The organism is Microcystis sp. LE19-84.1B, from assembly GCF_027531875.1.
Taxonomy (GTDB): domain Bacteria; phylum Cyanobacteriota; class Cyanobacteriia; order Cyanobacteriales; family Microcystaceae; genus Microcystis; species Microcystis panniformis.
Window position 1 is genome coordinate 1 of record NZ_JAPZSR010000300.1, and the last position, 10197, is coordinate 10197.

The 10197-nt window shown below is 45.9% G+C and carries 13 protein-coding genes; 5 read left to right on the top strand and 8 right to left on the bottom strand.

The features are described 5' to 3' along the window. Nucleotides 1-137: 137 nt before the first annotated feature. On the top strand, nucleotides 138-782 hold the full coding sequence (locus O9324_RS17055; RefSeq protein ID WP_004161567.1) for a lysophospholipid acyltransferase family protein: 645 nt from the start codon (nucleotides 138-140) through the stop codon (nucleotides 780-782). A gap of 153 nt (nucleotides 783-935) precedes the next feature. Next, nucleotides 936-1310, top strand: a complete 375-nt coding sequence (locus tag O9324_RS17060; protein ID WP_147070800.1) for a hypothetical protein — start codon at nucleotides 936-938, stop codon at nucleotides 1308-1310. Here the strand turns inward: O9324_RS17060 and cbiB are convergent. The 3 genes from cbiB to O9324_RS17075 are packed head-to-tail and all read right to left on the bottom strand — an operon-like array spanning nucleotide 1251 to nucleotide 3098. After that, nucleotides 1251-2231 carry an adenosylcobinamide-phosphate synthase CbiB gene (cbiB, locus tag O9324_RS17065; protein WP_288140813.1) on the bottom strand — a complete coding sequence of 327 codons (981 nt, stop codon included), beginning with the start codon at nucleotides 2229-2231 and terminating at the stop codon, nucleotides 1251-1253. The genes O9324_RS17060 and cbiB overlap by 60 nt on opposite strands. 2 nt (nucleotides 2232-2233) lie before the next feature. Further along, a complete protein-coding gene (locus O9324_RS17070; protein WP_002757336.1) occupies nucleotides 2234-2707 on the bottom strand; it encodes a GFA family protein in 474 nt (157 codons plus the stop codon). Further along, nucleotides 2655-3098, bottom strand: a complete 444-nt coding sequence (locus O9324_RS17075) for an Rrf2 family transcriptional regulator (protein ID WP_002738021.1) — start codon at nucleotides 3096-3098, stop codon at nucleotides 2655-2657. Before O9324_RS17075 ends, O9324_RS17070 begins: the two co-directional genes overlap by 53 nt. 300 nt (nucleotides 3099-3398) lie before the next feature. Between O9324_RS17075 and O9324_RS17080 the strand changes: the two genes are divergently transcribed. Further along, nucleotides 3399-3788, top strand: a complete 390-nt coding sequence (locus O9324_RS17080; RefSeq protein ID WP_002798186.1) for an AbrB family transcriptional regulator — start codon at nucleotides 3399-3401, stop codon at nucleotides 3786-3788. Between the two features lie 268 nt (nucleotides 3789-4056). Here the strand turns inward: O9324_RS17080 and O9324_RS17085 are convergent, their stop codons facing one another. Next, nucleotides 4057-4224 carry a YqaE/Pmp3 family membrane protein gene (locus O9324_RS17085; RefSeq protein ID WP_002798187.1) on the bottom strand — a complete coding sequence of 56 codons (168 nt, stop codon included), beginning with the start codon at nucleotides 4222-4224 and terminating at the stop codon, nucleotides 4057-4059. A gap of 108 nt (nucleotides 4225-4332) precedes the next feature. Between O9324_RS17085 and O9324_RS17090 the strand changes: the two genes are divergently transcribed. After that, the gene (locus tag O9324_RS17090; RefSeq protein ID WP_190720674.1) at nucleotides 4333-4698 is read left to right on the top strand and encodes a phage holin family protein; all 366 of its coding nucleotides are present in this window, start codon (nucleotides 4333-4335) and stop codon (nucleotides 4696-4698) included. Nucleotides 4699-4903: 205 nt separating this feature from the next. Here O9324_RS17090 and eno read toward each other — a convergent pair whose 3' ends face one another. The 3 genes from eno to glgX form a co-directional block, all read right to left on the bottom strand. After that, complete coding sequence (gene eno, locus O9324_RS17095; protein ID WP_288140814.1) at nucleotides 4904-6202, bottom strand: phosphopyruvate hydratase; 1299 nt, start codon at nucleotides 6200-6202, stop codon at nucleotides 4904-4906. A gap of 46 nt (nucleotides 6203-6248) precedes the next feature. Further along, nucleotides 6249-7010, bottom strand: a complete 762-nt coding sequence (locus O9324_RS17100; protein ID WP_288140815.1) for a DUF3887 domain-containing protein — start codon at nucleotides 7008-7010, stop codon at nucleotides 6249-6251. Between the two features lie 115 nt (nucleotides 7011-7125). After that, nucleotides 7126-9204: a glycogen debranching protein GlgX gene (gene glgX, locus O9324_RS17105; RefSeq protein ID WP_288140816.1), complete on the bottom strand. Its 2079-nt coding sequence runs from the start codon at nucleotides 9202-9204 to the stop codon at nucleotides 7126-7128. A 62-nt stretch (nucleotides 9205-9266) separates the two neighbouring features. Here glgX and O9324_RS17110 point away from each other — a divergent pair, with 62 nt between their 5' ends. After that, nucleotides 9267-9452: a hypothetical protein gene (locus tag O9324_RS17110; protein WP_288140817.1), complete on the top strand. Its 186-nt coding sequence runs from the start codon at nucleotides 9267-9269 to the stop codon at nucleotides 9450-9452. Between the two features lie 30 nt (nucleotides 9453-9482). Here the strand turns inward: O9324_RS17110 and O9324_RS17115 are convergent. Further along, nucleotides 9483-10197 (bottom strand): DUF4351 domain-containing protein (locus tag O9324_RS17115; protein ID WP_288140818.1); only part of this gene is annotated, 715 nt, incomplete at its 5' end.

Consider the following 10197-nt stretch of genomic DNA (forward strand, 5'->3'; position numbering starts at 1 on the left):
GGCCAAGCTTTTCTGGTCGGAACCCCCTAAGCCGAGTTTTCAAGGTGCTGCGCCGTCCACTTGGTTTTCGAGACTGGCCTTTTAATTCTAACGTAAAGCCGCCGTAGAACGGCGGGGTTTCAGACCCAAAATTTCCGATGAACCAGCCTCAAGAGCGAGAACCTTTTGCCAGTTTAGTTTTATATCATCTCTTTAAATGGTCGATCGTTAGCCCAACCCTACACGGCTATTTCCGCGGCCGCATTTACGGAGTGGAAAATGTCCCCCGGCGTCATCCTCTGATTATCGTCTGCAATCACGCCAGTTACTTCGATCCACCTCTATTATCCTGTGCCGTGCGTCGTCCCGTAGCTTATATGGCTAAAGAAGAATTATTTACCATCCCGATTTTAAAACAGGCGATCGCTCTTTACGGGGCCTATCCCGTCAAACGCAGCAGTGGTGATCGCGGGGCAATTCGGGCGGCGATGGCAGCCTTAGCAGCGGGCTGGGCAGTAGGAGTGTTTCTGGAGGGAACCCGCACCGAGGACGGATTGATCCATCAACCAAAACTAGGCGCGGCGATGATTGCCGCTAAAGCGGGAGTTCCCCTGTTACCCGTCAGTTTGTGGGGGACAGAAAAGATTTTTCAAAAAGGTTCTTCTTTTCCCCATAGTATCCCCTTAACTATTCGCATCGGGGAAGTGCTGCCGCCACCGATTTCTAGCAAAAGAGAAGCTTTACAGACAGTTACCGAGCGCTGTGCCGAAATTATTAACGGATTACACGCCCTCGGACGCTAAATCTTTGCCTTTTGCATGAGTAGAAAACGGGTTTCTCCGAGAAACCCGTTTTCTGTGCGTTACTCAACGGATTTAGTATTAGATTTCTCTCCCCTACACTTTCAAGTCAGGAATCTAGGCTAAAATTGGCATAACTCGACCATTGCCTCGACCATGTTCTTTTTTGTCCTCGGCTTCAATCTAGGCTTAACTTTATTTAATTGCTTTCTAGTCTGGAAATTGTGGCAATTGCGGCGGATTTTAGGGCGAGTGACCAAAATTTTAAACCGGGTGGAACGACGTTTACACCACATTTTTTACCCCGCCCCCGAATATATTGTCATCGCTGGGGCGAAAACCTATTATCTCCGACAAAACTATCAACGTCTCTGCGGACAGATACAGATACTGCAATCCCTATTCTTGACCTTCTCCCTGATTATCCGTTACTGGCAGCGTCAATCCCGTCAACGCCGTCGCCTGTGGTCGCTAAAATTGAGCAAAATCTCTAGCAATCAAGCAGCTGACAGCGATCGCCAGCCAAAGTAATACACAAGTACGAGTTAAATTCAAAGCCTGTTCGACGGTTTTGACGGTAATCGGGTTGAGGTTATCGCCCAATAAAGGTTTTTCCACAATCTGGCCTCGATATTGATTTTTCCCCCCCAATTGCACCCCCAAAATCGCCCCATAGACGCATTCACTCCAACCAGAATTAGGACTAGGATCCCGACGGGCATCGCGCCAACAAATGCTTAAAACCCGCCCCGGCCGGCCCGAAATTAGGGCGAGAGTTAAGACCGTCAAACGACAGGGTAGCCATGTCAAAACATCCTCGCTTTTGGCACTAAACCAACCAATATGGGTGTAGGGTGGCCGACGATAGCCAATCATCGAATCGAGGGTACTAGCGGCTTTATAAGCGCAAGCGAGGGGAACTGGCCCCACACCCAGAAAAGCACCGAGAAGGGCATAAAAAAGCGGCGCGGTAACTCCATCCACACCATTTTCACTGACGGTTTCTAATAGGGCGCGGAGGATTTCTTCCCGGCCGAGATTATCTGTGTCGCGACCAACGTATAAACTTAGTTGGCAACGAGCTAAGGTGATATTTTCAGCTTGTAAAGGTGCGATGACTGTTTCGGCAGCCCTGCGTAAACTTCTACCGGCTAAACAACTAGCCAAGAGAATCATTTGTACTAGGCAACTCAGCAGCAAATTGACCTGACCTAACCATTGGATTCCTAGCCAAGTTAAGACCCCGGCCAAGATAATTAAACCTAGTCCCAGAATTATGCCCGCTAAACGTTGGCGAATTTTTTCCCGCGTCCAATTAAGGATAACTTTTGTGGCAACAGCAATAATCGCCCCCATCACCTGCACTGGATGAATCCATCCCCAAGGATCGCCCACCAGATAATCTAAAACCGCCCCTAATACTAAAATGATCGCCGTTGCCGTTTCCTTCACAATTACTCCCTTTTACCATCGATATCCCGAATTTTCTCAATATTGTCTTCCCAGTTAGCCCCATCAAAGAACTGGATCTGAAAATCGCCTAAGACATTGCCCTCCAAACAGCGCAGGTTTATATCTATAGCGTCAGGATGGGAGCGGGGACGATAGAAAGGATGAATACCACAAACACGACAAAAATAATGTTGGGCTGTGTGGGTATTAAATGTATAGGTACTTAAAAAATCTTCACCGCTTAGGAGGGTAAATTGTGCTGAAGGAACAATCAGATGCAGAAAGCCTTTTTTCTGACAAATCGAACAATTACAGTCTAGAGCTTGATCATGCTCGATCGCCACTTGAAAACGGATCGCTCCACAGTGACAACCCCCCCCATAAATCTTTGCTTGTGTTGTTGCTGTCATAACTTCTAAACTACTAAACAATAAAGCTGGTTTCCTCTCCCCTAGCGGCGATCCAGCTACGGGCATCGTAGTATAAATCGGCTAAGGTAATCTTCCCTAGGGCCTCTTTTAATTTCTCGTGTAGGTGTTTCCAGATAGTAAATGTCACCCAATCTTCTGCCTGTTCGTCCCTGGGATGATAGCCTGATAATGGCTCGATCGTCTCTCCCACTGCCTCCAAAATTTGCCCCAACGAGATCCGATTTGCCGGCCTAGCCAATTGATAACCCCCTTGCGATCCCCGAAAGGAACGAACTAACCCCGCTCGTCGCATTTCTATCAGCAATTTCTCTAGATAAGCGGCCGGGATATCTTGACGCAGGGCGATCGATTTTACCGAGACGGGAGTTCCTCTAGGTTGTAAACTAAGATCCAGCAAGGCTTTAACACTATAGTGACCCCTAGTTGTTAGCTTCATTATCCCTCATTTTTACCTCTTTATCTCTATCCTACCCCCTGCCCTCATTGATGACAGAAAGGCTAACCTCCCTTCCCTCAGCATCTCGATCAACATTGATAAATTCTGTTAAGATTTCGATCGAGAGATAGAGTGTAATCAATTACAATCAATTTCCTCAAGCAAGTGATAATTTTTAGTTTATACCGTGTAAGATGAGTGTAGAGATCAATCGTAACCCGATTGTTTCTGGTCAGGGGGAGCAATTCTCCTCGACTAGCCTTGATGACCCTAACCTTTACTTATCTGCCGCGAACTTAAATGAACAAAACTACTAATCCAGAACCCCTGACTGGCCTCGAACTAATTGAGAAAGTTAAACAGCTAGGCAACCTCAGCAAAGAGGAAAAAGCTCGGGAATGCGGCTACTATACCATGACAAAAAATGGTATTGAACGCGTTAATATGATGAAATTTCTCAATGCTTTAATCGATGCCGAGGGAATTGACTTAGATAGCAGTGCCAATGGACACGGACGAGGTGGGCGCTCGGCCAGCTACCGGATCAGTGTCCAATCCAATAATAATCTCCTAATCGGTTCGGCCTACACCAAAAAAATGGGACTCAAACCGGGAGATGAATTTGAAATTACTTTGGGGAGAAAACATATTCATCTCAAGCAAGTTGGTGCCAGCGACGACGACGAATAGCAATAATTAAGGAGAGAGCCGTTTAACTCTCTCCTTGCCATTAGATAAGCTCTTGTCCATTGAAACTGGGTATTTTATCCTCAATCAGTCTTTAAGCATCTAGATCAAAGACTCCGTTCGATATGTCCGGTTAATTTTGTCCTATTAACCGCGTGTAATATACCTCTCCAGAAATCAGGCTAGAAGCCCGATCCATCAAGCTAAAATCTTCATTATTGGAGATGTCTAATGCAGCGACTAGAAAAATTGGCATCTCCTGGGGTGCTAATTAGGAATTCTCCGCTTCTTTGGAGACAATCCAGAAAGCGTGGATAATGCCGGGGACATAACCGATTAAAGTTAAGATGATGTTAATAACAAAGTCTAAACTCAGTCCCGTAGTCAAAAATACGGCTAAGGGCGGCAAAAAAAACGCACAAACTAGGCGAAGAAACATTGCTTGTACCTCAAAAAGACTTTAGTGAATCTTAATTCTATATTAAGCTTGCTCTCCTTAAAGTTGCCATAAAATGGGGGTAATTGCGAAAAAATTAAGGAAAAATTTATGATCGGCCTTCTTTTAAATATTCTTGCCACTGCCCTTAGTTTATTAGTGGTTGATATTATCTTCCCCGGTGTTAAAGTCGATAGCTTTATTGTGGCCATGGTTGCGGGGGCAGTTATCGGTTTAGTCAACGGACTGGTTAAACCGATTCTAGGGCTGCTTTCCCTACCGATTACTATTCTCACCCTCGGTGGCTTTATCCTTGTTCTCAATGGCTTTTGTTTCTGGTTAGCCTCGATCCTCGTCCCGGGATTCGCAGTTAAGGGTTTAGTGGCTTTTATCGGTGCGCCAATCGTCCTCTCTCTGGTCAACACCCCCTTAAATAAATACTTCGCCGAAAAAGGTTCCAGCGAAGTACCACAATAGTCAGTGACCAGTTATCAGTTATCAGTACCTTTACTATAACACCTTTGAGCCAAAAATCATACCTTCGGGCAGAAAAAGGCCAAAAATAAATACTTCGCCGAAAAGGGTTTCAGCGAAGTACCACAATAGTCAGTGACCAGTTATCAGTTATCAGTGTCTTTAGTATAACACCCTTTTTCGATCAGTGCAAGACTTTTTGCAAATTTTAGGCCAAGAATTTTGGACCCAAACCGACTTTCGGCGCGTACACCGCCCGATCGCCCAATTCTGCTTCGATGCGTAATAAGCGATTATACTTAGCCACCCGTTCACTGCGACTGAGAGAACCAGTTTTAATCTGTCCGGCATTAGTAGCCACCGCCAGATCTGCGATCGTGGTGTCTTCCGTTTCTCCGGAACGATGACTGATGACAGAACGATAACCGTGACGGGTAGCCAGGGCGATCGTTTGTAGGGTTTCCGTCAAAGAACCGATCTGATTGAGTTTAATCAGGATCGAGTTAGCAATACCCAGATCGATCGCTTTTTGCAGACGGATGGGATTAGTCACCATCAAATCATCGCCCACCAACTGAATCCGCGCCCCCAGTTTATCGGTCAATAATTTCCAATTATCCCAATCTTCCTCGTGTAAACCGTCTTCAATAGAAACAATCGGATAGCGATCGACTAAACTGGCCAAAAAATCCACCATTTCGGCGGGAGAATGGGCCGAACCATCGTAGAGGTATTGACCATCCTTATAGAATTCACTGGCGGCCACATCCATAGCCAAAGCCACCTCCGACCCCGGTTTATAACCAGCACGTTCGATCGATTCAATCAAAATATCCAAAGCTTCCTGATTTGAAGCCAAATTAGGAGCATAACCGCCCTCATCGCCCACACCGGTCAGTAATTTGCGTTCGTGCAAGGCCTTACCCAAAGCGGCGAATACTTCCGCTCCCCAACGCAAACCCTCCTTAAAAGAATCGGCCCCGATGGGGAAGATCATAAACTCCTGAAAATCGACGTTATTATCAGCGTGAGAACCACCATTAATCACGTTCATCATCGGGACGGGTAGCACATTGGCCATCGGACCTGCGAGATAACGATAGAGAGGCAATCCCAGATCCGCCGCCGCTGCTTTGGCCGTAGCCAGAGAGACGGCTAGGATAGCATTAGCCCCTAATTCTCGTTTATTGGCCGTGCCATCGCGATCGATCATAGCTAAATCGATACTAGCTTGGTCGAAAGCATTCATCCCCTGCAAAACCGGGACAATTTTTTCGTGGACATTGCGAACCGCTTTCAGGACACCCTTACCACCGTAACGCTGGGGATCATCATCGCGTAATTCGTGGGCCTCAAAACTACCCGTAGAAGCGCCACTGGGAACCTGGGCCAAACCGAGCGCCCCCGATTCTAACAGCACTTCTGCTTCGATAGTGGGACGGCCGCGGGAATCTAGAATCTCCCTAGCTGCGATCGCTTCGATGGGAACTTCGATTTTATCTAACATAACTTATCGTCTCCAACTCAATTTACGGGGTAATTTCGGCTGATTACTAATTGCCTAAAGGGAAATCCACGTTGACAATCTGCTTTTGATCATCAAAAACGAGGATTAAAGTGTCTGTCAGTTTTTCAAATTGAATCGTCACCAACACCAGATCCACGCCGTCCGTATCCGAGCCTTTTCTGACCTGAGTTCCCACGATCCGACGCACGGGGCCGGTACGCTTAAGTAAATTCTCCCAAGCGCCTTGTACTCTGGTGGGGAAAACTTCCGCTTTCAGGAGAGGATGTAAAAAACCTCGGGCCAGTCCGTAGTCTTTATTGACCAAAGCCGTGACAAAAGCGGTGCCAATCTCAGAAATACTGCGAAATTCGGGAAAATCGGCGGCAACTATCTGACCGGACCGGTTAAAGGTAACTATCACATCGTCGGTAACTTTCTCAAATTCAACGGTGACAATCACCAAATTGGCATTGATAGCATCGAGTAGCTTGCTTTTGACAATGCGCTTAAACGGTCCAGTATTGTCAGTGACTTGGCTTTCCCAGACCTTTTGCAGTTTTTCGGCAGTCCAGAGGGGTTTTAGTTGGGGTGACAAAGCTGCAATAACTTTGTCGTATTGTTTAGTTCCCAACCATTCTACTAACTGCCGAGCTTGCTTTTCTTCTCGGACGGGATCACCAATAGTGATCGCAGTCGGTTCTAGGTTCGCCTGTACCGGTGAAACGCTGAACGCGGTCCAAGGCAGGGAAAAACCAATTAAACACAAAGAGAGAATCGATACCCGTTTCGCTAATGAAAGCCGCATCATTTCAGCTATTGCTCCGCAAATAAATAACGTTTTTCCACTTGACGATTGAATTGATGCCATTGTTCATTAGTTAAAGCATTCAACATCGGTCGATCGAGCAATATCTCTCCTCTTGTTATACTGGTTTAACGATTAAGACTACCGCCGAACGCGCTTGCACCCGATAGGTTTCCGATTCAATAGCGGCTGCGGCATCTAAATCACAGGCTGCCTCGGACAATTGCCAAGCAGTATCGATGACGCGATGCCATTTTTCCCCTTGTCCCAAGGGGGGTAACTGGAAGTTGAGAGATTCCCAGTAAGCGTTCAGCATAATGTGTAAATACTCGTTCGCCTTGGGATGACGCAGGGAAAAAGCTAAACTGTGGGAATCTTCCGACCAATCGGGTTTACTCAACTGTACGCCATGCCAACTGAGATGGGGTTCAAGACTGGTATAGGTGACTTCTAGCAATTTTTCCTGACGGAAAAGAGCTAATTTTTTATTAAAATCGATCAGTCTCCTTACGAAACACCAAAGATCGAACTCTTGCTCTACCGCACTCCAATCGAACCAACTTAACTGGTTATCCTGACAATAGGCGTTATTGTTGCCCTTTTGGGTGCGTCGCACTTCGTCCCCCATCAACAGCATAGGTGTTCCTTGGGAAATAAACAGGATCGTTAAGAGATTTTTTATTTGTTGCAGTCGCAGGGTTTTAATCCTCTCGTTATTGGTTTCCCCTTCTACCCCACAATTCCAGCTAAAATTATCGTTGCAACCGTCCCGATTCTCCTCGCCGTTAGCCTCGTTGTGTTTCTCGTCGTAGGAAACTAGATCGTTAAGGGTAAAGCCGTCGTGACAGGTAACAAAATTTATACTTCTATTGACATCGGTATCGGGTCTGTGGTATATGTCGGGGCTTCCTAAAATCCGCGCCGCTAATTTGCTGACTATGCCGGTATCTCCCCGGACAAAAGCGCGCACATCATCGCGAAAAGGACCATTCCACTCGGAAAACCAATCGGCAAATTCGACAAATTGACCGACACTATACAATCCTGCCGCATCCCAAGCTTCGGCGATTAATTTTGTGCCGGCTAAGACCGGATCCGATTCGATCGCCCAGATCATGTTATAACCTTTTTGCAGAATCGGTTCCCCGTCCACATTGCGCGATAATACGGCCGCCAGGTCAAAGCGAAAACCATCGACGTGCATTTCCGACACCCAATAGCGCAAACAATCGAGAATCATTTTGCCAACAATGGGATGACTGCCCTTGAGGGTGTTACCACAGCCGGTATAGTTGCTATAGAGGCTTTTATCTTCCCCGTCGAGGATGTAGTAGGTGCGATTATCGATACCTTTCAAGGAAAGAGTCGGCCCGGTTTCGTCCCCCTCGGCGGTATGATTGAAAACCACATCGAGAATCACTTCGATCCCCGCTTTGTGTAAAGCTTTCACCAGATCGCGAAATTCATTCAAAGGACCCAGGGGTGAGCGATCGCTACTGTAACCGGCATGGGGCGCAAAAAAGCCGATCGTGCTATAACCCCAATAGTTAGTTAACCCTGGCATAGCGGCAGCGGGATCAAAGTAATGAATCGGTAACAATTCCACGGCAGTAATGCCTAGGTTTTTCAAATAGGGTATTTTTTCGATTAATCCCGCAAAAGTACCTCTTTTTTCCTCGCTAACGCCGGAATTCGGGTTACGAGTAAAACCACCGACGTGCATTTCGTAGATCAAACTGGCAGAGTAGGGAGTGCGTAGCGGTGCGTCATCTTCCCAATCGTAGCGGCCTGGATCCACTACCAGACCCCGCAAAGCTCGATGACAATTATCGCCTTTTTCGCTGGCAGCTTGTCGATCATAAATTTCCGCACCGACAATCGCTTTCGCATAGGGATCGAGAACTACTTTATCAGGATCGAAGCGATGACCCTGGTCCGGATTATCCGGACCATAGACTCGATAAGCATACACTTGACCGACTCCAATGCCGTGAACGAAAATATGCCAATAGAAAAAAGTGCGATTTTCTTGGGGATTCAGACGAATAATTTGACTAGGTTGCGGGGAATTGGCATCATCAAATAATAATAATTCTATGGCAGTGGCATACTTAGAAAATAGTGAGAAGTTGACACCATCGGCCAAGACAGTCGCACCGACGGGATGGCTTTTACCGTGATCGGTTTTTAAGGTCATTGTCAAGAGATAAGAAGTGATTAGGAGTAGTATAAGATTATTCGGCGTTGCTGAATCAAGCTATGAATGCCAAATGTGTGTCCTATCCAAAAGTTAGTTTTGGTCTAGGTTTTAAAAATATCACAAAAGAATGTTCAGAACTCAAATCAGCAACGCCAGATTTTAATGGAGATGGCGTGATTAATTTCCAAGACCTTGCCCTATTCAATAAAGCTCTCAATTTCCCGAGAGATCAAGAAAACAATTAGAGGAGTTTTCAATGGCCTTTCCCGAAGATTTTAGGCTTGATTAAGCCAATTGATTAAGTCAGCTTGAGTCTCAAAGTCTAGCAATGCTTCTCCTAAGTCTTCTAATTTTTCTACTGAGAGTTTTTGGATAGTTTCAGTGATATGCGGGGGAAGTTCACCAAAACGTCGCTTTAGTTGACGTAGCACTAACTTGGATGCTTCTTTTTGAAGTCCGATAGCTTCTCCTTGTTGAATCCCTTCGATTCTACCCTTTTGAATCGCTGCTTCTCTATCTTGTTCGTATAAAGGGGCTAAACGCATAATAAATTTCCTCTCCTCCTGGGTTCTTTTGGGTAAGGCTTGCAAGTTTCTACTCAAATTGTATAATAATTTTAAGGAAGCTGATTTAAAGGGATGATGAGGAGACAAGGCCTCTAATTCATCAATCGCTCTGGTTCTAGTTCCTCCTCTGCCTAATAATCTTAACCAAAGGGTTTCAGGGGTTTCAGGTAATTGATGCAGGACAATAAGGGATGTGGTTAATGCTGGAGGTAAAAAGTAAATTCCTTCTCCCCAATCTGGGTTTAATTGACCTGAAAAAGCAGTTATAATCCTCTGACTGGCAGTAGGAGTTAGTATCCATAGTCTAGGAATATTTTCTGCTAATAAGGGTTGTTGATGACGGTGAGCTTCTCTTTGTAATTGTTCCCGCACAGTCAACAGTTTAGATAAACAAGCGAGAATTCCCTCAATCGTGACAGGATTG